Genomic DNA, 23,164 nt, shown 5'->3' on the forward strand with positions numbered 1-23,164 from the left:
GAGCGGACTCACGCCACGTTCTGGTCGAGAATGTCCACCGCCTCTTGCAGGTTCACCGACACCAGTTGCGAGACCCCGCGTTCGGCCATGGTGACGCCGAACAGGCGGTTCATCCTCGCCATCGTGATCGGGTTGTGGGTGATGATGATGAAGCGCGTGTCGGTCGAGGCGGTCATCTCGTGCAACAGGTTGCAATAGCGCTCGACGTTGTGGTCGTCGAGCGGCGCGTCGACTTCGTCCAGCACGCAGATCGGCGAGGGATTGGTGAGGAACACCGCGAAGATCAGCGCCATCGCGGTCAGCGCCTGCTCACCGCCGGAGAGCAGCGATAGCGTCTGCGGCTTCTTGCCCGGCGGCTTGGCGATGATTTCGAGGCCGGCTTCAAGAGGGTCATCGCTCTCGATCAAATGCAACGCGGCTTCGCCGCCACCGAACAGCTCGACGAACAGGCGCTTGAAGTGGTTGTTGACGACCTCGAACGAGGTCAGGAGCCGCTCGCGAGCTTCCTTGTTGAGGCTCTGGATACCCTGGCGCAACCGCTTGATGGCCTCGACGAGGTCGTCGCGCTCGGTGACCAGACCATTATGCTGGGTCTCGACCTCGCGCAGCTCTTCCTCGGCGCGCAAATTGACCGCGCCCAGGCGCTCGCGATCGCGGCGCATCTTTTCGAGGTCTTCCTCGATGTCGTGCAGCGGCGGCAGCTCGGCGCCGGGCTCGATCTCGGCGAGCCCGGCAACGGCCTGCGGCTCGACTTCGAGCATGTCGCGGATCTCGCGCTCGATGTCATCGAGCCTACGCCGCGCGCTTTCCATGCGCTCCTCGGCGCGGGCGGTGGCCTCGCGCGAGCTCGACAGCGCCTCGAGCGTCAGCTTGGCGACGCGATCGGTTTCGGCCATCGCGGTTTCCGCGCTGGCGAGCGCGTCGGCGGCCATGCGGCGGTCGTTTTCGGCATATTCGATCTCGGTGATCAGCGCGCTGCGCTTCTCCGCGAACACGGCCGGCGCGTTCTCGAGATCGCTGCGCTCGATTGAGACTTCGGCGATGCGCGCCTGGATGGTGTCGATGTGGGAGGCCGCGCTCTCCTTGCGGTTCTGCCACTCGGTGCGTTCGGCGAGGATCGCCTGCACGCGGCGGTCGGCCAGCTCGGCTTCGCGCGCCAGCGCCTGTGCCTCGGCCCGGACCTGGGCGGCCATGCGACGATGACCTTCGATGTCGCTGCGGACAGCGGCGAGACGGGTTTCGGTGTCCTCGCTCGACGGCAGCTCGGAGATCCCGGCTTCGGCGTATTCGTAGGCGGCTTCGGCCTCGGCGCGGTCGGCGGCCAGACGGCTGTGCGCTTCCGACAGCGTCGCCTTGCGTGCAGCGTGGCGGCTGATCTCGCGCTCGACCGTGGCATGGCGCTCGCGCGCGACGTTGAGTTCGCGCTGCGCAGCGCGCCAGGCTTCGCGGCTCGCACCTTCGGTGCTGGCGGCCATCTGCAGCTCGGCCTCGGCGTTCTCCAGCGCCTGACGCTTGATCTGCGCGTCGATGCGGGCCTGCTCCAGCTCGTTCTCGATGTCGATGAGGCGGGCGCGCTCGGCAAGCCGCCTTGCTGCGCCGGTCGGCGCGTGGGCGGCTGCGACAAAACCGTCCCAGCGCCAGACGTCGCCTTCGGGCGAGACCAGCCGCTGGCCGGTCTTGAGCTGCGAGACCAGCTCGGCGCCGCGCTCGCGCGGCACCACGCCGATCTGCGCCAGGCGGCGGGTCAGCTCGGCCGGGGCCTGCACGTGGCTGGCGAGAGGCACGACGCCTTCGGGCAGTTCCGGATCGCCGTCGGTGACGCCGGCATTGGTCCAGCGCATCGGCGCGGACGGATCGACCGGGGCGTCCAGATCGTCCCCAAGGGCTGCGCCGATCGCCTTTTCAAATCCCTTGTCGACGGTGATGCCGTCGATGATCGGCGGCCACAAATTCTTGGTCTCGCCGTTGAGGATCTTGGAGATCGTGCGCGCCTCGGTATCGAGCCGCTGCACGCGCTTGTCGGCTTCGACCAGCGGCGAGCGCGAGGATTCCAGCGTCTGCCGCGCGGCGACGTGCGCGGCTTCGCTGGCCTGAGCGGCGGCTTCCGAGGCCGCCAGCGTCTGCTCGGCGCTCTCGACCGTCGCGGTCAGCTCGTCGAGATCGCCGAAGCCGCCGGTCTCCTCGGTGAGCTTCTGCTCTTCCGCCGCGACGTTCGAAATCTCCTGGTCGAGCCGGGCGAGCTTGTCGCGGTGGGTGCGAACGTTGGCTTCGAGTTGGTTGCGCTTGGCGGTGAGGTCTGCGAGCGCGGTGGTGAGTTCGGCGAACTGCTGCTCGGTTTCGGTCAGCACCGCCTCGGCTTCGGCGACACGTTCATCGACGCCGGAGCGTTTCTCGACGCGCGACTTGATCTCTTCCTTCAGCTCGGCATCTTCGGCGTCGAGGCGCTGCAGCGCGACATCGGCATCCATGGTCTGCTGCTGGGCACGCGAGATATCGCCTTCGAACTGGGCGAGGCGCCGCTCGAGCTCCGCGACGCGCTCCTTGGCGCGCTCTTCCTCGCGGTCGAGCAGCTCGCGGGCGTTGGTCAGGCGCTGAAGCCCCGCCGCGGCGCGCGCTTCGGCATCGCGCAGCGCCGGCATTTCGGCGGCACGGATCGCCTGGATGCGGGCGGCCTCGGCCTGGTGCTGGGTACGCTCCGCCATCTCCCGGACGGCGAGATCGTGGGTGTGGCCAGATTCGTTGACGTCGGCATGGGCGCCGATCCAGCGCAGATGGAACAGGGTTGCTTCGGCCTTGCGGACCTTGGCCGCAACTTCGCGGTAGCGCACGGCCTGGCGGGCCTGCTTCTTCAGGCCTTCCATTTGCCCTGCGAGCTGGCCGATCACGTCCTCAACGCGGGTGAGGTTGGTTTCGGCCGCCTTGAGCCGCAGCTCGGCTTCGTGACGGCGGGCGTGCAGGCCGGCGACGCCGGCGGCGTCTTCCAGGACGCGGCGGCGCTGCTCGGGCTTGGCCTGAATGATCTCGCCGATCTTGCCCTGGTGGACGAGGGCCGGCGAGCGCGCGCCGGTGGCGGCGTCGGCGAACAGAATCTGCACGTCGCGCGCGCGCACGTCGCGGCCGTTGATGCGGTAGACCGAACCGGCCTCGCGCTCGATGCGGCGGGAAATTTCCAGAAGCTGGCTGTCGTTCATCGCCGCCGGCGCGGTGCGATCGGAATTGTCGATCGTCATCGTTACTTCGGCGTGGTTGCGCGCGGGGCGATTGCCGGAGCCGGCGAAGATCACCGCGTCCATGTCGGCGGCGCGCAACGACTTGTAGGAGGTCTCGCCCATCGCCCAGCGCAGCGCCTCGACGAGATTCGACTTGCCGCAGCCGTTGGGCCCGACCACGCCGGTCAGGCCGGGCTCGATGACGAAGTCGGTGGCCTCAACGAAGGACTTGAAGCCGTGAAGGCGCAGGCGGGTGATTTTCATAAGCACGCATCTCTGTTGGCAGGCGCGAATCCCCCTGCCGGGACAATACCATGGAAGGCAATGTCGGTATCCGGGCGAGTCGCGCGAGGCGCCTCATGCGGCTGGACAATGGCCGCGGTGCGCTGCGAGGGCAACCGGCGAAAGCCGCTTTTCCCAAGGGATTTATGCCGGGAAAGATACGGCTATCGAGATGCGAATCAGGATTGCGCCGTGCGAATCAGCTCTTGAGCAGCGGATTGATCTTCTTGGCGAATTCCTCGAACGAGGTCTCGCCCTTGATCTTCTCGCCGTTGACGAAGAACGTCGGCGTCGAATCGACCTTCAGAACGTCGCTGGCATATTTCTGGTCGGCGGCGATCTTGTCGAGCAGCGCCTGGTCCTTCAGGCAGGCCTCGACCTGCTGCTGGGTGAGACCGGCCTGCTTGCCGATCCGCGTCAGGGTCTCCGTGGTGTTCTTCACGACCCAATCGTTCTGCTGGCGGAACAGCATGTCGGTGACGGCAAAGTATTTCGGCGCGTCGCCATTGGCGATGCAGCGCGACAGCATCGAGCCGGCGGCGGCTTTGATGTCGAGCGGGAACTCGCGGAAGACGTAACGCACCTTGCCGGTGTCGATGTATTCCGACTTGATCTTGGGAAACACTTGCTCATTGAAGGCCGCGCAATGCGGGCAGGTCATCGAGGCGTATTCGGTGATGGTGACGGCGGCGTCCGTCGGGCCCAGCGCCATGTCGGGCAGCGACACCGGTTTGGCCACGTCACCAGCCGCTGCCTGCGCCATGGCTTCAGGGATCATGGCATCGGAGATGAATCGCAGCGGAGAGAACCCGGCGAGCGCGGCAAGCCCGGTCAGCGACAGCATCGAGGTGAAGGCGCGGCGGGTGATGATCAAGGTCGGCTCCCGGATTGGCGTGGTCTCGCCCGAATTCCCATTCAGACGGCCTGTCGCTAGCTTGAAACGTCGTTTGAGGCAATGGCGAGCGGCAAGGACAGGTCCAGTTTGGCCGCAGAATAAGGCTCAATTTCGCTTGATGGCGGCCCCGAGGCGCGCCAGCGCCGACTTCAATTGTTCATCTTCGATATCGCCCAGGCGCTCAGCCACCTCGGCCACCGATTTGGCGTCCGGCGGGCCGGGCCGGGTCGGCCGGCGGGCGCGTGATAGCGGAGCCTGGCGAAAGGCCAGCTTGCCGACCGCGCTCCAGCCGAAGAAGCGGTTGACCCGCTGCAGGATCACATCGGCGGAGTGCTGGATCTCGAGCGCCATCGGCCCCTCGACCCGCAGCACCAGCGTCGCCGGCTCCTGCGGCTGACCCTCGACCGGCCGCGGCCATTGCATCTTGAGCGGCTCGGCGTGCGCCGCGATCTCCGGCCCGGCAATCTGCGCCCATCGCGTCACCAGCTCGCGCGCGGCAAATCCCTGCTTGGCATAGGCCTCGGCAAAGACGTCGTTGAGCAGGAGCGATAGCGGCTTGGCGCTGATGGGACCGGGTTTGATGGGTCGAAGCTTGGACATGGGACCTTATAGCACTCCGGGGCGTCGGCCGCAGGCTCTTCACCGCGAAGAAAAACGTGGATGCCCGCGACAAGCGTGGGCACGACGTGGAGAGATCGACGCATTGCCGTTACAGTGCGGACATGAGCCCCAAATCCGCCCTCAAGGCGAAATCGGAACCAGTTCCGCCGGAGACCCCATCGCGTCCGCTCGCGCTGCTCCAATGGTATGACCGCCACCGCCGCCGATTACCCTGGCGGGCTCCGCCCGGCGAAGCATCCGACCCTTACCGCGTCTGGCTGTCCGAGATCATGCTGCAGCAGACCACAGTGAAGGCGGTCGGGCCCTATTTCGAAAAATTCGTCTCGCGCTGGCCTGATGTCACCGCGCTCGGACGGGCCTCGCAGGAGGACGTGCTGCGGATGTGGGCCGGGCTGGGCTATTATTCTCGCGCCCGTAATCTCCATGCCTGCGCGGTCGCGGTGACGCGCGAGCATGGCGGCACCTTTCCCGACACCGAAGTGCGTCTGCGCGCGCTGCCGGGCGTCGGGCCCTATACGGCGGCAGCGATCGCGGCGATAGCGTTCGATCGACGCACCATGCCGGTCGACGGCAATATCGAGCGCGTGGTCTCGCGGCTCTTTGCAGTTGAGGAAGAGCTCCCGCAGGCCAAGCCGCTGATTCAGGAGTTGGCTGCGACGCTGCTTGCCGATTCTCGCGCCGGTGATAGCGCGCAGGCGCTGATGGATCTGGGCGCCTCGATCTGCACGCCGAAAAAGCCGGCCTGCTCGCTATGCCCGCTGAACGAGGGCTGCACGGCGCGCGGGCTGGGAACGCAGGACACGTTTCCGCGCAAGGCCGCGAAGAAGAGCGGCGCGCTACGGCGCGGCGCCGCTTTCGTTGTCACGCGCGGCGACGAGCTTCTCGTCCGCACCCGTCCCGAAAAGGGGTTGCTCGGCGGCATGACCGAAGTACCGGGGTCGGACTGGCTGGCCGGGCAGGACGACGCCAAGGCAAAACGGCAGGCGCCCGAGTTGAAGGGGCTGTCGCGCTGGCAGCGCAAGGTCGGCGTGGTCACCCACGTCTTCACGCATTTTCCGCTGGAACTGGTGGTCTACACGGCGAGGGTGGAAGCGCGGACGCGGGCACCCGCCAGCATGCGCTGGGTGCCGATCGCCACGCTCGCCGATGAAGCATTGCCCAACGTCATGCGTAAGGTGATTGCGCATGGATTGGACCCTAGCAGCCCATCCTGCTGACAAAATGCTGGCAGCAGGCCTGCGTTAGCTGTGGTAGGCAACGGAGGCTCGCATGATCAAGACCGCGCTCGACAACTTTCCCAGGCCGCCCTGTGCCGAGCTATTGGGGTGGCGCCTGCTCGATGCCCGACCCAGGGAAGGCTGGATCAAGCTCGCCTTCGACGGCAAGCCGGAGTTCTGCAATCCGGCCGGCTTCATCCAGGGCGGCATGCTCTCGGCCATGCTCGACGACACGATGGGCCCCGCCGTGCTGGTGATGAGCGAGGGCAGGCTCTACACCACCACCATCAGCATGACCGTGAATTTCCTGGCGCCCGCAAAGCCCGGACCGATCATCGGCGAGGCCAAGGTGACGCAGCTCGGCAAGACGATTGCGTTCGTCGAGGCAAAGCTGATGGCAGAGGACGGAACGCTGCTGGCGACGGCGACGGCGAGCGAGCGGCTGCTGGAGGCGGCGAGGGTGGTGGGCAAATAGCTGCCGCGCAGTCTTTTTTCCTTCTCCCCTTGCGGGAGAAGGTGGCGCGAAGCGCCGGATGAGGGGTTTGTCTCGGCGAGTTCAAATGAGAGTTAGACTCGCGGAGACAGACCCCTCATCCGAGTGAGCTTGCGTCTAGCGGCGTCGCTGCCCTCTCCCGCAAGGGGCGAGGGCGCATCAACGTGCGTCTCGCTTCGTGCGAATACTCATTTCGTCGCGCGCGCGTCCTTGCTCACGATCGGCGGCTTCGCATTCAGCGCTTCCACCTGGAAGCCGGCGACGCGCTTGTAATTGGCGGCAACATCCTCGAGCTCCTGTTGCGACAGCACGTCAGTGACGACCTTGTAGCCGTCGGGCGCGCGCTCCTCGACCAGCTGCATCACCTGCTCGGGGCCGTTCTTGCGGTTGAGCAGGACGAGACTGGTGGTTGCAGGCCGCCGCTCGGCCTCATAGGCGAGCAGGGCCGCTTGCGTCGGGCCGTGCGCCAGGATCTCGCGCGTGATGGTGCGCGCATCGAGGATCGCCTGCGAGGCGCCGTTGGATCCGATCGGATACATTGGATGTGCGGCGTCGCCCATCAGCGTGACGCGGCCGAAAGTCCATTGCGATACCGGATCGCGGTCGACCAGCGGATATTCATAGGCGTGCGGGCAGTTCTTGATCAGGCCGGGCACGTCGAGCCAGTCGAACTGCCAGCTCTCGAACCAGGGTAAGAACTCCTCCAGCCGCGCGGTGCGGTTATAGTCCTCGCGCCGCCATTGATAGGTCGGCGGCATGTGGCGCTCGGCAACCCAGTTGATCAGATGGTTGCCCGCGGCGTCCGGTTCCTTCGAGATCGGATAGCAGACGAATTTCAGGATCTCGTGACCGGCCATGATCATGGTGCGGCCGCTGAGGAAGGCTTTTGCGGGCGTGACGCCGCGCCAGAGGATGCGGCCGTTCCAGATCGGCGGGCCTTCGTCGGGATAGAGTTTTTCTCGCGCGGCGGAATGGATGCCGTCCGCGGCGATCAGGATCGTGCCGTCGTAAGTCCCCGCGGCCTTGCCGGTGGCCTTGTCGACGAAATCGGCGCGCACGCCGTCGGCGGTTTCGCTCCAGCCGGTAAGATGATGGCTGGTGAGGATGTTGTCGCGGCCGAGGCGCTCGATGGCGGTGTCGAGCAGCAATTGCTGGAGCGTGCCGCGATGGATCGAAAACTGCGGCCATTTATAGCCGGCCTCCAGCCCGCGCGGCTCGCTCCAGATCGGCTTGCCGTGCTTGGAGAAATAGGCAAGCTCGCGGGTGCGCACGCCGCTGGCATCGAGCTTGTCCATCAACCCGAGCTCGATCAGCTCGCGCACCGCATGCGGCAGCACGTTGATGCCGACGCCGAGCGGCCGCAGTTCGGCGACGCTCTCGAACACTTTTACGGGAATGCCGATTCCGTGCAGGCTGAGTGCAAGCGTCAGCCCGCCGATGCCGCCACCGGCGATGAGTACGGTCATGGGAAAGCCCCTCCAACTCGGGGCGTCTTGGCACAGCCGGGCGCCGGTGGGCAACTGCGAAGAGAGGTTCGTGCTATGGACCTCGGGGCCCGCAGCCGTTACCTTCCGGCTTTCCGATGAGGTCCGACATGCTCAAGCTCTACTACGCCACCGGCACCTGCGCGCTCGCCACCTACATCACCCTGGAAGAAGCCGGCGCCGACTACGCGGCGGAGCGGCTGAGCTTCAAGGACAACCAGCAGAACAGCGTGGAGTACCTCGCGATCAACCCGAAAGGCCGCGTGCCCGCGCTGGTGACCGATCGCGGCGTTTTGACCGAGACCCCGGCGATGCTCGCCTATCTCGCGCAGACCTTCCCCAAGGCGAAGCTCGCGCCGCTCGACGATCCCTTCGACTTCGCCCAGGTCCAGTCGTTCAACTCCTACCTCTGCTCGACCGTGCACATCAACCATGCCCACAAGATGCGCGGCGCACGCTGGGCGAGCGAAGAGAGCTCGTTCGCCGATATGAAGGCGATGATCCCGAAGACCATGGGCGCCTGCTTCGCCCTGATCGAGCAGAAGATGTACAAGGGCCCCTGGGTGATGGGTGAGCAATACACGATCTGCGATCCCTATCTTTACACCCTGTCGACCTGGCTCGAAGGCGACAGCGTCGACATCAACGCGACGCCCAAGATCGCCGACCATTTCAAGCGCATGTCCGACCGCCCCGCCGTGCGCAAGGTGATGGACGCGCAGAAGGCGTAGGGCTCTTCTTGTAGGGCGGGCAAAGGCGCGAAGCGCCGTGCCCATCATCTTCACTTCAAAAGGAGTGGTGGGCACGCTTCCGCCTTCGCTCTTCGAGCTACGGCGGACAAGTCGCTTTGCCCACCCTACGAAGCCTTCCGCTTCTCCAATTCCCGTCCCGCCTCCAGCATTAGCCGCCGCAACCAGATCGAGCCCGGATCCATCTGGGCGCGGGTCGGGTAGAACATGAACTGCTCGTCGATGCCGGGGTCGAGCGGCGGCGTCACCGTGACGAGACCGAGCTGCTTGGACAGCGCCGCGATCAGCCGGCGCGGCACGAAGGCGACGAGGTCGGTGCGGGCGGCGACGTGCATCGCTTCGAGATAACCCGGGACGACCAGAGCGATGTGCCGGTCGATGCCCTTGCTGCGCAGCCAAGTGTCGATCAGGTCCTCCGGCTGGCCCCGGATGATCACGCCGACATGGCGCGCGGCCAGGAACGTCTCGCGCCGCCTCAGCTTCGTGGCCATCGGATGGCCGCGCCGCACCGCCAGCGCGTCGCTGTCGGTGTAGAGCAACTGGCGGTGAAATCCCTTGAAGACGTTGCCGATCGAGATCACGAGATCGATGGTGCGGGCGAACTCGGCGTGGAAAATCGCCGGTCCTCGCCACGGCACCACGTCGATGCGGACGTTGGGGGCGGCCTGCGTCACCTTTTCCATCAAGGGCGGCATCAACAGCTCGACCGCGAGGTCCGGCATCATCAGTCGGAATTGCCGCTCGCTGCGCGCCGCATCGAATTCATCCGATACGAACAGCCCGCGCACCTGGTCGAGCGCCTGCGCCAGCGGCGCGCGCAAGGCTTGCGCCCGCGGCGTCAACTCCATCCGCGCGCCTGTGCGTACCAAGAGCGGATCGCCAAGGATGTCGCGCAGACGCTGGAGCGCATGACTCGCCGCCGGCTGCGACAGCCCGATCCGCAATGCGGCGCGGCTGACGCTGGCCTCGCGCAGCAGCGCGTCGAGCGCGGTCAGGAGATTGAGGTCGAGCGAATTCAAATTCATGAGGCGAATAGATATCATATCCACTATCGATTTGAAGAATTTAGCACCGGCGGCGATGATTTCCGTGTTCTCACCAAAGGAGATGCCGCCATGAGCGCGAGCGCCAACAAGAAACTGATGCAGGATATCTTTGCAGCCGCCGCCAGCCCCGATCCGGCTGCGCGCGACCGTGGCTTGTTCACCGAAAGTCTTGCCGACGACGCCAAATGGATCGTGACCGGCCAGTATTCCTGGTCCCGCACCTTTTCGGGCAAACAGGCGATCCTCAACGATCTGCACGGCTATGTGCGGACCCGCCTTGTCGACCGGACGCGGACGGTCGCTCATCGCTTCATCGCCGACGGCGATATCGTCGTCGTCGAAGCAAAGGGCGACAATGTCACGCCAGAAGGCGTGCGCTACGACAACGACTATTGTCTCGTGTTTCGTCTCGAGGACGGCAAGATCAAGGAGATCCGGGAATATTGCGACTCGGTGCTGACCGAGAAGGCCCTTGGTCCGTTTCCACAAACGGCCGTGAGGGCCGCGAGCTGAGCGGATCGAGCAGCGTCGCCTCCGTCGACCGGTGCCGTCCGCCGCGGTCCGCGAGGGGCGTGTTGGTCTGGCGCAGGCCGGACCAGCTGCAGCGGCCTGCATGCCGCTGCGGGCTTCTCGCTAAAACCTTGCTCACCTGCCGATAAAATCAGCAGATGTTGTACCATCCGACGGATGCGCGCGCGAAAAATTTGAAGGTTCAATTAACGAGTGTCCCCCATTGTGTCGCGGTGCAGCGTGGGTCGCGAACAACGCGACGCGCGGCTGCCAGAGTGGCCGGTGACGATCGCCGGATTAGGCCGGCCGCTCGAATTGACACGCATCTGGGTGGACAGTGGGAATGCCGAGTTTTCGTTTGCGGATCAGGGGACGCCTGTACGCAGGTTTCATGGCCTTGGTGGCGGTTGGTCTTGTGATGGCGGTGGTCGCCATCTGGAATTTGCGATCCGTCCAGGATCAGGTCGCAAAACTCTCCGCGTTGTCGGACAGCACGGCGCGCGTCCTGGAGATATCGACCCATCTTCAGGCCATCCAGCGGGCCAATCTGCGCTACATTTACGACGCCAACGAGCCTGCGATGCGGGAGGCTGCCGAGCGAGAGGCCGCGGCGACCGGGCTGTTGCAGCTGGGAGCAAAGGGCACCCTCTCGGAGGAGCGGCGGAAGCTCTACGACGATCTGATCGCCGACATCGCCAAAATGAAAAGCCTGCGCGACAGTCTCGGCGACGCCGTCAACGAGGCGCGGACCGGCAAGGCGACGCTGTTGCCGAGTGGCGAAGAGCTGACCGTCAAGATGGCCAAGCTGGTCGATGTGGCCCGTGCCGCCGCCGACGACGACACGGTGTCGCTCGTCGCGGACCTCGAGTCCCGGGTCCTGCTGGTTCGAATCGCGAACTGGCGCTTCCTCGCTCTGCGCGACGCCAACGGGCCCACCGCCTTCAGAACCAATGTCGACAGGGCGGTGCAGCGGCTGGCGGCCGTCGAAAGGAGCCCGCAGGCGGCGGACCTTCGCTCGTCTCTGACGCCTGTGAAGACCGTCCTTGGTATCTACAAATCCGCGTTCGAAACCACCTCTGCGGCGATGCTGCGGTCCGACGAGATCTACCACAAGGATCTCGCACCGCTCATCTCCGCCAGCATAGCCAAGCTCAAGGTCGCGGAAACCGCCTTGAAGACGGATTACAATGATTCGCGTACCGCGGCCGATGCTGTGATCGACGGCACGACCTCGCTGCAGGAGATCGCGGGCGGCCTCGCCGTCCTGTTCGGACTGATCGTCGCCTTCCTGACCGCCCGCAGCATCGTGCGGCCGCTGACCTCGATGACGCGCGCAATGGGGCTGCTTGCCGGCGGCAATCTCGCCGTCGAGATCCCCTCGCGCGGCAAGGTCGACGAGATCGGCGACATGGCCAAGGCGATCGACGTCTTCAAGACAAACATGATCGAGACCGAACGGCTGCGCCAAGAGCAGACCGCAACCGAGGCCCGGCAGGCCGAGAGCCGCAAGGCCGACATGGCCCGGCTCGCCAGTCAGTTCGAGCAGGCGGTGGGCGAGATCGTCGATACCGTATCCTCGGCATCGCACGAGCTCGAGGGCTCGGCCGGCACCCTGACCGCGACCGCGAGGCGCGCTCAGGATCTCTCCACCGAAGTGCAATCCGCCTCCCAGGAAGCCTCGGCCAATGTGCAGGCGGTCGCCTCCGCGACCGAGGAGTTGTCCTCCTCGGTGACGGAGATCGCGCGCCAGGTGCAGGAATCGGCGCGCATAGCGGGCGAAGCCGTCGGTCAGGTGAGCAAGACCAACGCGCGCGTCAGCGAGCTCTCCAAGGCTGCAGCCCGCATCGGCGACGTGGTCGAGCTGATCAGCACCATCGCCGGCCAGACCAACCTCCTGGCGCTGAACGCCACCATCGAGGCGGCGCGCGCGGGTGAAGCCGGCCGCGGCTTCGCCGTAGTCGCCTCGGAGGTCAAGGCGCTCGCCGAGCAGACCGCGAGGGCCACCGGTGAGATCGCCCAGCAGGTCTCGGGCATCCAGGCTGCGACGGAGGAGTCGGTCGGCTCGATCAGGGAAATCAGCGGCACCATCGAGCGGCTGTCGGAGATCTCGTCGACGGTCGCCGCCGCCGTGGAGGAGCAGGGTGCGGCGACGCAGGAGATCTCCCGCAACGTCCAGCAGGCGGCCCAAGGCACGCAACTCGTGTCGTCCAACATCGGCGACGTGCAGCGCGGGGCGTCCGAGACCGGCTCGGCGTCTTCGCAGGTGCTCTCGGCGGCACACTCGCTGTCGGCCGACAGCAATCGCTTGAAGCAGGAAGTCGCCAACTTCCTGAGCTCGGTCCACGCCGCCTGAGCCTCAAGAAGCAAAAGGCCACGCGCATGCGCGTGGCCTCGCATTGTGACCTGAGACGATCAGGCGACTTTCGTCGTCATGTGCTTGAACATGTTGCTGCGCGCCTCGTCGTCCATTTCCGCCTTGAAGGTGAACTTGTCCTTCAGCGCGATCGCGCGCGTCGCCGCAGGCCGCGCCGAGATCTCGTCCACCAGCCGCTTCACGTTCGGGTATCGCGCGAAGGCATCGTCGCCGAGCTTGAACGGCACCATCCGCGCCCACCCCCACAGCGCCATGTCGACGATCGAATAGCTCTCGCCGACCATATAGCGGCGGCCTTTGAGGTGGCCGTCGAGAATCTTGTAATGGCGATCGGTCTCGAACTGATAGCGGTTATGCGCGTAGTCGTGGTTCTGGTCTTTCGGCGCAAAATGCTTGAAGTGCACGGCCTGGCCCGAATACGGCCCGACGCCGGTGGCGACGAACATCAGCCATGACAGCATCTCGCCGCGAACATTGGCGGCCGGCAGGAATTTGCCGGTCTTCTCGGCGAGATACAGCAGGATGGCGTTGGAATCGAACACGATGGTGCCGTTGTCGTCGATCGCCGGCACCTTGCCGTTCGGATTGATCTTCAGGTAGTCCGGCGTGAACTGCTCGCCCGTGCGGGTGTCGATCTTCACCGGCTCGAAGGGCAGGCCGGCCTCTTCGAGATAAAGCGCGACCTTGGTCGGGTTCGGCGAACCGTTGAAATAGAATTTGAGCATCGGGCATCTCCCCTGTGTTTGTTGGCTGAGAGTGGAGTCAGCAACATGTCCGCAAGCGGCCTTGTCTTGCCTGAACCTTATCGGGGAGGGCAACCGGCGAGTTTGCCGGGCGGCGTCTGCGCGTCACGCAGATCAGCCGGCGTAACAAAGGCCGATCGCCGCCGTAATGACCATGGCCGCGCCCACGACCTCCAGGCGCAACCCGAGCCGGGTAGCGATATGCATGTCGGAGGCCCGCGCCGCGCGCTCCGATCCGCGCGCGTAGCCGTGAACGATGACGTCGTGATTGAAGCTGTCGTGGGCCTCGTTGCTGCTGGCGAGCCCGACACAGACCACGAGCACGCCGAACAAGGCGAGGCCGAAAAATCCCAGCAGCGCGATCAGGAACATCGGAAACATGCCGACCAGAAAGATCGGCAGCAGCGGCACCAGCAGCAATGTCTCGGACTGTCGTCGCATGGCTCGACCGGTCAAGACGGGGCGTAGGCGGTCAATCTAGTCCCGCCGGCCGCTGTATTCAACCAGTCTCGTCATCCGGGGCCGCGCCAGGAGGCGCGCTCCGGGACGACGAAAGGAAGGCTACCCCGCCGCCATGCCGGCGCGGATCTCGGCGCGCAGCTCGTCGATCAGCTTAAGACCCTTCTTGGTCTCGATGTGCCAGAAGGTCCAGCCGTTGCAGGCTTGCGCGCCCTGCGCCACTGCGCCCATGCGGTGGATGGAGCCGACCTTGTCGCCGAACATGATGGCGCCGTCGGCACGCACCAGCGCGCCGAGTTTCTTCTTCGCGTCGAACAGCTTGGTGCCGGGCATGATCATGCCACGCTCGATCAGCTCGGAGAACGCCACACGCGGCGCTTCGCGCGCCGTCATGAACGGGGCGAGGCTTGCCTCCGGAAGCGGCTCGATCGCGGCGATGCGCGCTTCGGCCGCTTTCGCATAGGTCTTGTCGCGCTCGAAGCCGATATAGGAGCGGCCGAGGCGCTTTGCGACCGCGCCGGTGGTGCCGGTGCCATTGAAGGGATCGATCACGAGATCGCCGGGTTTGGAGGACGACAGCAGCACGCGCGCCAGCAGGCCTTCCGGTTTCTGCGTCGGGTGCACTTTCTTGCCGTCGGCGCCCTTGAGGCGCTCCTCGCCGGTGCAAAGCGGGATCAGCCAGTCGGACCGTGCCTGCACGTCCTCGTTGGCGGCCTTCAGCGCCTCGTAGTTGAACGTGTAGCCCTTGGCCTTCTCGTCCCGCGCGGCCCAGATCATGGTCTCGTGCGCATTGGTGAAGCGGCGGCCGCGGAAATTCGGCATCGGGTTGGTCTTGCGCCAGACGATGTCGTTCAGCAGCCAGAAGCCGAGGTCCTGCATGATCGCGCCGACGCGGAAGATGTTGTGATAGGAGCCGATCACCCAGATCGTCGCCGACGGCTTCATCGCGCGGCGGGCGGCGAGCAGCCAGGCGCGGGTGAAATCGTCATAGGCGGAGAACGAATCGAACTTGTCCCAGTCGTCGTCGACCGCATCGACATGAGATTCGTCGGGGCGCTTGAGATCGCCCTTAAGCTGGAGATTGTAGGGTGGATCGGCGAACACCAGGTCGACCGAACCAGCCTGAAGCTTCGACATCTCGGCGACGCAATCGCCGAGGACGATGCTGTGCGAAGGAGACTCAAAATTTGTGCGGGGCGCCCTTGCAGACGCCCCGCGACGCGACTCTACCATGACTCAAGAACTCTGACTCAGGCGACGCTGTCGGCGACGCGGGACCAAACAACCGACTGACCGTTACATTGAAGCGGCAAAGTAAAAATCGACTTAACCCGTGGCTTTCGTGAACAGCCCTCACATCGCGCCTTGCACGCGGCTCGCTCCGCGCATTCTCCATGTTTTGCAGTGTATTTCGCGTTTCTTCGCGTTGCGGCTGTGATCGGAGCGCAAAAAGACTCAAAATTCCTCTCGGAAAAAATTGCTCGATGCCCGGAAAAAATTGCTGGCATTGCCATGCTGTCGCACTAGGCAATAATTGCCGAGCGGGATATTGATTAACGCAACGGAAACGTATGTGGCGCGTTGAGCTTTCGCGCTTTCGCGCCGAATTGAGCTAGGACCGAGGGAAGCCGCCATGCGCTACGATGATTTCCGCCGCAGCGACGACATCGAGGATCGTCGCGACGATGGTGGCGGCGGCGGTGGAGGAGGCGGGTTCGGCCTCCCCATGGGCGGCGGCGGGCTTGGGATCGGTACCATCATCGTGCTCGGCTTGGTCGGCTACGCCTTCGGCATCGATCCGCGCATCCTGATCGGCGGCGCCGAGATACTCACCGGCGGCGGCCAGGCGCCGTCCTACCAGACCGATCGCCAATCGTCGTCCAACGCCAAGCGCGGCGCGCCGACCGACGAGATGGGCAGCATGATCTCCGGCATCCTCGGCGAGATCGACGATCGCTGGAGCGAGATCTTCCAGGCCTCCGGCCAGTCCTTTACCGGTCCAAAGGTCGTGCTGTTCCGCAACGTCACCAATGGCGGGCGCTGCGGCCGGGCGGAGTCGGCGATGGGACCGTTCTATTGTCCGCCCGACAGGACCATCTTCCTCGACACCGGTTTCTTCCGAGAGGTCGAGACGCGTTTTCGCGGCTGCTCCGGCAAGTCGGCCTGTAACTTCACCACCGCCTACATCATCGCCCATGAGGCCGGCCATCACATCCAGAACCTGCTCGGCATCATTCCGCGCGTGACGCGGCTGCAGCAGCAGGCCGGCAGCAAGGCGGAGGCCAATGCGCTGCAGGTGAAGGTCGAATTGCAGGCCGACTGCCTGTCCGGTGTCTGGGTCAATCGCGAGGCGAAGAAGCGGCCGAACTTCCTGGAGCCGGGCGACATCGACGCCGCACTCACCACGGCGAGCGCGATCGGCGACGACACGCTGCAGCGCCAGTCCACAGGCCGCGTCGTGCCCGATTCCTTCACCCACGGCTCGGCGGCGCAACGCAAACAATGGTTCATGACCGGCTACCAGCAGGGCACCGTCCAGGCCTGCAACACGTTTGGGGGCGGACAGTAGGGGTTATCCGTCATCCTGAGGTGCTCGCCAATTGGCGAGCCTCGAAGGATGGCGAGCCCGTGGCCCATCCTTCGAGGGCGCAAGAGCGCGCACCTCAGGATGACGTCAGTGGTCTGTGAAGAAGGTGCGTTGCAATGACCTCCATCGACGAAACAAAACAGTTCGTCCCGCTCAACATCGCGGTGCTCACCGTGTCGGACACGCGCGCGCTGGCGGATGATAAATCCGGCCAGACCCTGGCCGACCGTCTCACCGCTGCCGGCCATCATCTCGCCGCGCGCGAGATCGTCACCGATGACGTCGAGGCGATCCGCACCGTCATCCGCCGCTGGATTGCGGACGCAGGTGTCGACGTCGTCATCACCACCGGCGGCACCGGTTTCACCGGGCGCGACGTCACGCCGGAGGCGATCGAGCCCTTGTTCGAGAAGCGCATGGACGGTTTCTCGATCTCATTCCACATGCTGAGCCACGCCAAGATCGGAACGTCGACGATCCAGAGCCGCGCCACGGCCGGCGTCGCGGGCGCAACCTACATCTTCTGCCTCCCAGGTTCGCCCGGTGCCTGCCGCGACGGCTGGGACGGCATTCTCAAAGCCCAGCTCGACTACCGCACCCGCCCCTGCAATTTCGTCGAGATCATGCCACGGCTGGACGAGCATCTGCGCCGGCCGAAGGCCCAGGGCGCGACGGTGTAGTTGGACATTTCTTCTCCGCTCATGTCGGCCGAAGCTTTAGCGAAGGCGGATGCGGGGAAGGTGGCATAGGCCGCCTTCGGCCGCCCGTCCTTAAAGAATGCCGAAGCGAAGCTTGGGTATCTATCGGCACGGAGTGCTCGGAGACATACCCCTCGCCCTAGTGAGTGTGCGTCTGGCAGCATCGCTGCCCTCTCCCACAAGGGGCGAGGGCGCATACATGCGCCTCTCGCTCGTTGCGAGAGTTCTACAGATCCCGCTCCCACGTTTCCCCAAGCAGATCCTGCCCGAAGCTGTGATGCGGCTCGCTCTTCACGAGCTTGAAGCCTGCGCTTTGATAGATGCCACGCGCGGCGACCAGGATGCTTTGCGTCCACAGCGTCATCTTGCTGTAGCCCCTCTCGCGCGCACCCTGGATGCATTGGTCGACCAGCGCGCGGCCGACACCGAGTCCCCGCGCTTTCTTTTCCACCTGCAACAGGCGCAGCTTGGCGATCTGGTCCGTGGCCTTGACCAGAAAGATAGAGCCGACCGGCTCTCCGCCCACTTCCGCAATCCAGCAGTGCTCGCGGGCGGCGTCATAGTTCTTGATGAACTGTGCGCAGATCTCGGCGACCAGGGCCTCGTAGCTGATATCCCAGTTGTAGTCGGCCGCATAGGCGGCGGCCTGCCGGGAGATGACCCAGCCCATGTCGCCGACGCGATGGCTGCGCAGCATGAAAGCCGCGGGGTGGCTTCGATGCTCCAGCACGGCCTCGATGGTCGCCATAGCCTGCGTGAGCCGCGTTGCATCGCTGATCGAAAGCTGAGCCAGCATTGCGGCGACCTCATTTTGCGAGCCCAGGTTCAGCTTGGCAAAGGCCTGGCGCCCCTTGGCGGTGAGGCTGAGCTGGTATTGCCTGCGATCCGCGGGCAGGGCCCTGCGGGTGATCAGGCCCTTTTCGTCGAAGCTTTGCACGATCCGGCTGAGATAGCCGGGGTCGAGGCCAAGCTCGTTGCCGATCTCCTTGGCGGCAAGGTCGTCCCGTTGCGCGAGCTCGTAGAGCACGCGGGCCTCGCTGAGCGAGAACGGGCTCTTGCCAAGGTGCTGGTCGAGCACGCCAAGCTTGCGGGTGTAGAAGCGGTTGAAGGCGCGGACCGCTGCGATGTGGTCGTCGGTAGGATTGAACGACATGGGTCACCTCCGATATTTGCCATTGTCAAATAATTATTTGACCTTGGCAAGTATCGAGGTGCCTCAGCCGACCATGACGATCCGGCTGCGCAGCATGATCCGCGACGAGCGGCCGAGCCGCCGGAGCAGCCGTGCCTCGGAGTGGCGGGCTTGGGGCGGGTAGCCGCCAATGCGGTCGTAGTGATCACGCGCGATCAAAAGTCCCTGATCGCCGAAGGGACCGACGAGCTTGCGCATCAGGGCCCGGAGGATGTGGCGGAAGCCGGCATCGGCGTAGGGCGAGCGCGCATAGCGGAAGACGGCCGCACGATCCCGGCCGCTGGTCGAGACGGACTGGATGAACTGGGTGGTTTCCTCGATCCAGCCGGTTTCCAGCACGGCGCCCGCGGGCAGGAACATCAGCCAGGACGAACGGGCCTGGAGTGCGCCGGCGGCGAGCGCGGCGCCTTGAGTGGATCCTTCGAAGCCGATGAAACGGCAGCCCGCGACGTCGGCAACGCGCTCGATGACGCCATTGCGGGTGCCGTCGACCAGGAGCACTTCCCGGATGACGCCTGCGGCGGCACCGGGTACCAGCGCGGCCAGAGTTGCGACGGCCGTCTGCTCGACGCCTTCGGTCGGAATGATGACGCTCAGCATGATGGAAGCTTCACTGTCCACACTTCGGGAGAAGCGTAGCTCATTATGAGGGCGTCATAAAACATGGCGCTGCCGAGTGCAACTTTCCGGCCGCGCCTCGGCAGACGATGGTAAACCGCTGCAGCCCTCGCATCCAAATATGTCCCGTACGGGGCGGCGATATTGCCGAATGTGTCGCCCCAGCCTGTCCTGTCCGTATTAATCCGGAGGTGAGCGGCAATATTGCGCGGCGCGCCGGCCGTTCGCAATCATGCAAGAGGAGGATGCGATAGCGGACGAGCGCGAGGACGGGAAAACGTGCAACCACGCTGCTGACGAGGGCTTCGAATGAACGCCGGTCAACTCGCTGTTCGCAGCACCGCCGCACAATGTCGTGCGATCATCAGTTCCTCATTCGTTGGAATGACGAAGACATCGACTGCGCTATCGCCATCGTTGATGCGCTCGCGCGCCGCATCATTCGCAGCGGCATCGATGCGCACGCCGAGCCAGTCGAGACGCTCACCGATCGCGCTGCGGATTTCGCTGGCATGCTCGCCGATGCCGCCGGTGAAGACCAGGCAGTCTAGCCCTGCAAGCGTTGTCGCCATCGCCGCCACCTCCTGCGCGGCGCGGAAGGTGAAGAGCTCGACCGCCTCCCGCGCCGCAGCTTCGCGGCTCGCAAGCAGCATGCGCATATCCGACGCGATGCCGGAGACGCCGAGCAGGCCCGATTCGTGGTAGAGCAGGTGCTGGACATCTTCGACCGACATCTTCTCGTACTGTTGCAGATAGAGCAGCACGCCCGGGTCGAGCCTGCCGCAGCGCGTGCCCATCACCAGCCCGTCGAGCGGCGTCAGTCCCATCGTGGTGTCGATGCTGCGGCCGTCGCGCAAGCCGCACAGGCTCGCGCCGTTGCCGAGATGCGCGATCACAGTGCGCTTCGCCACGAGCTGCGGCGCGATTCGGGCGAGCCGTCCCGCGACATATTCGAACGAGAGGCCATGAAATCCGTAGCGCCGGATGCCGCGCTCTTCATAACGTCGCGGAATGGCGAAGCGGCTGGCGGGCGGCGCAATGCCGTGGTGGAAAGCGGTATCGAAGCAGGCGATCTGCGTCAGGTCGGGCCTGATCGCCGTGATAGTGCGGACCGGAGCCAGGCAGCGCGGCTGGTGTAGGGGCGCCAGCGGCGTCAGCGCTTGCAGCTTTGCGGTGACATCCTCCGTCAGCTCGACCGGAGCGGAATAGTCCGGACCGCCATGGACGACGCGATGGCCGACGGCGCGCAAGCGATGGTCGCCGAAACGATCCTCGATGAAGCCGAGCACGTCGGCGAACAGATGATCGCTGGCCGCATCCGATGCTTCCCTCCGTTTCTCGAACAGGTCTTCGCCCGCGGGACTCTTCACGACGAGCCGCGGCTTCGTCTCGTGCTCGTCAAGCAGGCCCTTGCAGAGCAGGGCGGGCTCGGCCGCCGAGATATCGAACAGGCCGAATTTGATGCTCGACGATCCCGAGTTGAGAACGAGAACCGTGTTCGACATGGCTCCCCTCAGTCGCCTGCCTCTGCCGGCGTGTTGCCGCCGGCGCTGTTCTGCCAGACCCATTCCTGGATTTCCGGCATGTCCTCGCCGTATTCGCGCACATAGCGCGAATGCTCGATCAGCTTGTCGCGGAATTGCTGCTTCACCTGCGCCGCCCTGGTCGCGAGCCCCGGCACGCGCTCGATCGCCTCGATCGCGAGGTGATAGCGGTCGAGCTCGTTGAGCACGACCATGTCGAACGGCGTCGTCGTGGTGCCTTCCTCGGCAAAGCCGCGGACGTGCATGCCGGCGTGGTTGGTGCGGTTATAGGTCAGCCGGTGGATCAGATAGGGATAGCCATGATAGGCGAAGATCACCGGCTTGTCGCGCGTGAACAGGCCGTCGAAGTCGCGGTCGGACAAACCGTGCGGGTGCTGCTCCCTGGGTTGCAGCGTCATGAGGTCGACGACGTTGACGACGCGGATCTTCAGCTCGGGCAGAGCCTTGCGCAGCAGGTCGACGGCAGCGAGCGTTTCCAGTGTCGGCACGTCGCCGGCGCAGGCCATCACGACATCGGGCTCGCCATTCGTGTCTTCCGTGCCGGCCCAGTTCCAGATGCCGATGCCGGCATCGCAGTGCGTGGCTGCCTCCTGCATCGACAGCCATTGCGGCGCCGGCTGCTTGCCGGCCACGATGACGTTGATGCGGTCATAGGTGCGCAGGCAATGATCGGCGATCCACAGCAGCGTGTTGGCATCCGGCGGGAAGTAGATGCGGACGATGTCGGCCTTCTTGTTGGCGACGAGATCGACGAAACCGGGATCCTGATGGCTGAAGCCGTTGTGGTCCTGACGCCAGACATGCGAGGTGAGCAGATAGTTGAGCGAGGCGATCGGTCGCCGCCACGGCAGATGCCGGGTCACCTTCAGCCATTTGGCGTGCTGGTTGAACATGGAATCCACGATGTGGATGAACGCCTCGTAGCAGGAGAAGAAGCCGTGTCGGCCCGTGAGCAGGTAACCCTCTAACCAGCCCTGGCAGAGATGCTCGCTCAGGACTTCCATCACGCGTCCGTCCTGGGCGAGATGCACGTCGTAAGGTTTTGTCGGCTCCATCCAGACGCGTTCGGTGGCCTCGAACACCGCATCGAGCCGGTTCGACGCAGTCTCGTCCGGGCCCATGATGCGGAAGTTGCGGGCCTCGGTGTTGAGGCGGATGACGTCGCGCAGGAATTTCCCGAGCTCGCGGGTTGCCTCCGCCACGACGCCGCCCGGCTGCGCTACTTCGACGGCGAAACTGCGGAAGTCCGGCAGCTTCAGCTCCTTCTTCAGAAGGCCGCCATTGGCGTGCGGATTGGCGCCCATGCGGCGATTGCCTTCGGGCGCGAGCGCCTGGAGCTCGGCAATGAGCGCGCCGTTCGCGTCGAACAGCTTTTCCGGCTCGTAGCTGCGCATCCAGTCTTCGAGAATCTTCAGATGCGCCGGGTTCTCGCGACAGTTCGCGACGGGCACCTGATGCGCCCGCCAAAAGCCCTCCACCTTCTTGCCGTCGACTTCCTTGGGGCCGGTCCAGCCCTTCGGGCTGCGCAGCACGATCATCGGCCAGCGCGGACGTTCGACGCTCTTGCGGCCGTCGCGGGCGTGCTGCTGGATCGACCGGATGCTGACGAGCGCGACGTCGAGCGCGTCTGCCATGGCCCGGTGCATCAATTTGGGATCGTCGCCCTCGACGAACAGCGGCTCGTGGCCGAGCCCGCGGAAGAGATCGCGGATCTCGTCGTCGCGCATCCGGCCGAGCACGGTCGGATTGGCAATCTTGTAACCGTTGAGATGCAGGATCGGCAGCACCGCGCCGTCATGCGCAGGATTGAGGAATTTGTTTGAGTGCCAGGACGCGGCGAGCGGGCCGGTCTCGGCCTCGCCGTCACCGACGACACAGGCGACGATCAGGTCGGGATTGTCGAAGGCCGCGCCATAGGCATGCACCAGCGCGTAACCGAGCTCACCGCCTTCGTGGATCGAGCCCGGCGTTTCCGGCGCCGCGTGACTCGGGATGCCGCCGGGGAAGGAGAATTGCCTGAACAGCTTGCGCAACCCCTCGGTATCGCGCGCGATATCGGGATAGAGCTCGCTGTAGCTGCCTTCGAGATAGGTGTTGGCGACCATGCCGGGGCCGCCGTGCCCGGGACCGCAGACATAGATCACGTTCAGGTCCAGCGCGCGGATGACGCGGTTGAGATGGGCATAAATGAAGTTCAAACCGGGCGTCGTGCCCCAATGGCCGAGCAAACGCGGCTTGATGTGCTCGGGCCGTAAGGGCTCGCGCAGCAGCGGATTGTCGAGGAGATAGATTTGCCCAACGGAGAGATAGTTCGCGGCGCGCCAATAGCGGTCGAGCAGATCGAGGTTGCTGCTCGCTGCGGCCAATTGTTGTTGATTTGTCATGTTCTTGCCGACCTTCACCCAACGATCGTCATCAACCATGTTCCGCGACGATCGATCCC

The 23,164-nt window shown here is 65.0% G+C and carries 19 protein-coding genes; 7 read left to right on the plus strand and 12 right to left on the minus strand.

Annotation, left to right across the window (positions count from 1 at the left end):
- Positions 1 to 8 precede the first annotated feature (8 nt).
- From smc to ACFQX9_RS19115, 3 genes are all read right to left on the minus strand, one after another.
- Positions 9 to 3,473 (minus strand): chromosome segregation protein SMC, encoded by a 3,465-nt coding sequence (gene smc, locus ACFQX9_RS19105; protein WP_085352635.1) that lies wholly within the window; start codon positions 3,471 to 3,473, stop codon positions 9 to 11.
- Positions 3,474 to 3,690: 217 nt separating this feature from the next.
- Positions 3,691 to 4,365, minus strand: coding sequence for a DsbA family protein (locus ACFQX9_RS19110; RefSeq protein ID WP_085352634.1), 675 nt, complete (start codon positions 4,363 to 4,365; stop codon positions 3,691 to 3,693).
- A 126-nt stretch (positions 4,366 to 4,491) separates the two neighbouring features.
- Complete coding sequence (locus tag ACFQX9_RS19115) at positions 4,492 to 4,986, minus strand: DUF721 domain-containing protein (RefSeq protein WP_018454929.1); 495 nt, start codon at positions 4,984 to 4,986, stop codon at positions 4,492 to 4,494.
- Positions 4,987 to 5,108: 122 nt separating this feature from the next.
- Between ACFQX9_RS19115 and mutY the strand changes: the two genes are divergently transcribed.
- Together mutY and ACFQX9_RS19125 are read left to right on the plus strand one after the other, a co-directional pair.
- The gene (gene mutY / locus ACFQX9_RS19120) at positions 5,109 to 6,224 is read left to right on the plus strand and encodes an A/G-specific adenine glycosylase (RefSeq protein ID WP_377790071.1); all 1,116 of its coding nucleotides are present in this window, start codon (positions 5,109 to 5,111) and stop codon (positions 6,222 to 6,224) included.
- A 52-nt stretch (positions 6,225 to 6,276) separates the two neighbouring features.
- Positions 6,277 to 6,699 carry a PaaI family thioesterase gene (locus ACFQX9_RS19125; protein ID WP_018454927.1) on the plus strand — a complete coding sequence of 141 codons (423 nt, stop codon included), beginning with the start codon at positions 6,277 to 6,279 and terminating at the stop codon, positions 6,697 to 6,699.
- Between the two features lie 206 nt (positions 6,700 to 6,905).
- Here the strand turns inward: ACFQX9_RS19125 and ACFQX9_RS19130 are convergent, their stop codons facing one another.
- The gene (locus ACFQX9_RS19130) at positions 6,906 to 8,183 is read right to left on the minus strand and encodes a flavin-dependent oxidoreductase (RefSeq protein ID WP_204513843.1); all 1,278 of its coding nucleotides are present in this window, start codon (positions 8,181 to 8,183) and stop codon (positions 6,906 to 6,908) included.
- Positions 8,184 to 8,311: 128 nt separating this feature from the next.
- On the opposite strand from ACFQX9_RS19130, the gene ACFQX9_RS19135 reads away from it, so the two are divergent.
- Positions 8,312 to 8,932 (plus strand): glutathione S-transferase family protein, encoded by a 621-nt coding sequence (locus tag ACFQX9_RS19135; protein WP_026232844.1) that lies wholly within the window; start codon positions 8,312 to 8,314, stop codon positions 8,930 to 8,932.
- 125 nt (positions 8,933 to 9,057) lie between these two features.
- Here ACFQX9_RS19135 and ACFQX9_RS19140 read toward each other — a convergent pair whose 3' ends face one another.
- Complete coding sequence (locus ACFQX9_RS19140) at positions 9,058 to 9,975, minus strand: LysR family transcriptional regulator (RefSeq protein WP_377790074.1); 918 nt, start codon at positions 9,973 to 9,975, stop codon at positions 9,058 to 9,060.
- Between the two features lie 90 nt (positions 9,976 to 10,065).
- On the opposite strand from ACFQX9_RS19140, the gene ACFQX9_RS19145 reads away from it, so the two are divergent.
- Positions 10,066 to 10,509: a nuclear transport factor 2 family protein gene (locus ACFQX9_RS19145; protein ID WP_085352627.1), complete on the plus strand. Its 444-nt coding sequence runs from the start codon at positions 10,066 to 10,068 to the stop codon at positions 10,507 to 10,509.
- 340 nt (positions 10,510 to 10,849) lie between these two features.
- The gene (locus ACFQX9_RS19150) at positions 10,850 to 12,859 is read left to right on the plus strand and encodes a methyl-accepting chemotaxis protein (RefSeq protein WP_377790076.1); all 2,010 of its coding nucleotides are present in this window, start codon (positions 10,850 to 10,852) and stop codon (positions 12,857 to 12,859) included.
- Positions 12,860 to 12,918: 59 nt separating this feature from the next.
- Here ACFQX9_RS19150 and ACFQX9_RS19155 read toward each other — a convergent pair whose 3' ends face one another.
- The 3 genes from ACFQX9_RS19155 to ACFQX9_RS19165 form a co-directional block, all read right to left on the minus strand.
- Positions 12,919 to 13,605, minus strand: a complete 687-nt coding sequence (locus ACFQX9_RS19155) for a glutathione S-transferase family protein (protein ID WP_317244901.1) — start codon at positions 13,603 to 13,605, stop codon at positions 12,919 to 12,921.
- A 132-nt stretch (positions 13,606 to 13,737) separates the two neighbouring features.
- On the minus strand, positions 13,738 to 14,064 hold the full coding sequence (locus ACFQX9_RS19160) for a hypothetical protein (RefSeq protein WP_018454920.1): 327 nt from the start codon (positions 14,062 to 14,064) through the stop codon (positions 13,738 to 13,740).
- Between the two features lie 120 nt (positions 14,065 to 14,184).
- Positions 14,185 to 15,315: a site-specific DNA-methyltransferase gene (locus ACFQX9_RS19165; protein WP_085352624.1), complete on the minus strand. Its 1,131-nt coding sequence runs from the start codon at positions 15,313 to 15,315 to the stop codon at positions 14,185 to 14,187.
- A gap of 400 nt (positions 15,316 to 15,715) precedes the next feature.
- Between ACFQX9_RS19165 and ACFQX9_RS19170 the strand changes: the two genes are divergently transcribed.
- Together ACFQX9_RS19170 and moaB are read left to right on the plus strand one after the other, a co-directional pair.
- Positions 15,716 to 16,651, plus strand: a complete 936-nt coding sequence (locus ACFQX9_RS19170) for a neutral zinc metallopeptidase (RefSeq protein WP_085352623.1) — start codon at positions 15,716 to 15,718, stop codon at positions 16,649 to 16,651.
- 134 nt (positions 16,652 to 16,785) lie between these two features.
- Positions 16,786 to 17,349 (plus strand): molybdenum cofactor biosynthesis protein B, encoded by a 564-nt coding sequence (gene moaB / locus ACFQX9_RS19175; protein ID WP_018454917.1) that lies wholly within the window; start codon positions 16,786 to 16,788, stop codon positions 17,347 to 17,349.
- Between the two features lie 244 nt (positions 17,350 to 17,593).
- Here the strand turns inward: moaB and ACFQX9_RS19180 are convergent, their stop codons facing one another.
- The 4 genes from ACFQX9_RS19180 to ACFQX9_RS19195 form a co-directional block, all read right to left on the minus strand.
- Positions 17,594 to 18,520 carry a GNAT family N-acetyltransferase gene (locus tag ACFQX9_RS19180; RefSeq protein ID WP_377790079.1) on the minus strand — a complete coding sequence of 309 codons (927 nt, stop codon included), beginning with the start codon at positions 18,518 to 18,520 and terminating at the stop codon, positions 17,594 to 17,596.
- Positions 18,521 to 18,583: 63 nt separating this feature from the next.
- Positions 18,584 to 19,159 carry a glycosyl transferase gene (locus tag ACFQX9_RS19185; RefSeq protein ID WP_204513849.1) on the minus strand — a complete coding sequence of 192 codons (576 nt, stop codon included), beginning with the start codon at positions 19,157 to 19,159 and terminating at the stop codon, positions 18,584 to 18,586.
- Positions 19,160 to 19,497: 338 nt separating this feature from the next.
- On the minus strand, positions 19,498 to 20,682 hold the full coding sequence (locus ACFQX9_RS19190; RefSeq protein ID WP_354263412.1) for an acetate/propionate family kinase: 1,185 nt from the start codon (positions 20,680 to 20,682) through the stop codon (positions 19,498 to 19,500).
- 8 nt (positions 20,683 to 20,690) lie between these two features.
- Complete coding sequence (locus ACFQX9_RS19195; RefSeq protein ID WP_377790182.1) at positions 20,691 to 23,105, minus strand: phosphoketolase; 2,415 nt, start codon at positions 23,103 to 23,105, stop codon at positions 20,691 to 20,693.
- Between the last annotated feature and the right edge of the window lie 59 nt (positions 23,106 to 23,164).

Origin of the sequence: Bradyrhizobium sp. GCM10028915, assembly GCF_042666195.1 — a bacterium.
GTDB lineage: Bacteria > Pseudomonadota > Alphaproteobacteria > Rhizobiales > Xanthobacteraceae > Bradyrhizobium > Bradyrhizobium canariense_D.